At 66.5% G+C, this 732-nt stretch carries 1 protein-coding gene; it reads right to left on the bottom strand.

Going from position 1 to position 732, the window contains the following annotated elements:
• Positions 1-732: AMP-binding protein (locus tag QZM67_RS39865; RefSeq protein WP_301811980.1), on the bottom strand; the 732-nt coding region annotated here is incomplete at both ends.

The raw sequence follows: 732 nt of genomic DNA on the forward strand, positions 1-732 counted from the left end.
GCTTGTGATACCACATCCAGGCTTCCGGATTGATCGGCTCGCCGACCGTGCCGATGATGCGCAGGCTCGACAGGTCGTAGCTCTTCGGATGCACCTTGTCGTCGGCTTCGGCCGCCTTGATCAGCGAACGGATCGCGGTCGGCGCGGTGTAGAACACGGTGACCTTGTGGTCGCCGATCATCTTCCAGAAGCGGCCTGCATCCGGGTAGGTCGGCACGCCTTCGAACACGACCTGCGTGCCGCCGCACGCGAGCGGGCCGTACGTGATGTACGTGTGGCCGGTGACCCAGCCGATGTCGGCGGTGCACCAGAACACGTCGGTGGGCTTCCAGTCGAAGGTCCACTTCATCGTCTGCGCGGCCCACAGCAGGTAGCCGCCCGTGCTGTGCTGCACGCCCTTCGGCTTGCCGGTCGAGCCCGACGTATACAGGATGAACAGCGGATGCTCGGCGCCGACCCATTCCGGCTCGCACTGGTCGGATTCGGCGGCCGTCAGTTCATGCATCCACAGGTCGCGCTCGGCGTGCCAGTCGATCTTGCCGCCGGTGCGGCGATAGACGATCACGCTCTTCACGGCCTCGCAGCCGCCCATCGCGATCGCTTCGTCCGCGATGCTCTTCAGCGGCAGCGTCTTGCCGCCGCGTGCCTGCTCGTCGGCCGTGACGAGCGCGGTCGCGCCGACGTCGACGAGCCGCTCGTTCAGCGACTTCGCGGAGAAGCCGCCGAACACGA

Source organism: Burkholderia sp. AU45251 (genome assembly GCF_030482905.1).
Lineage (GTDB): Bacteria > Pseudomonadota > Gammaproteobacteria > Burkholderiales > Burkholderiaceae > Burkholderia > Burkholderia aenigmatica.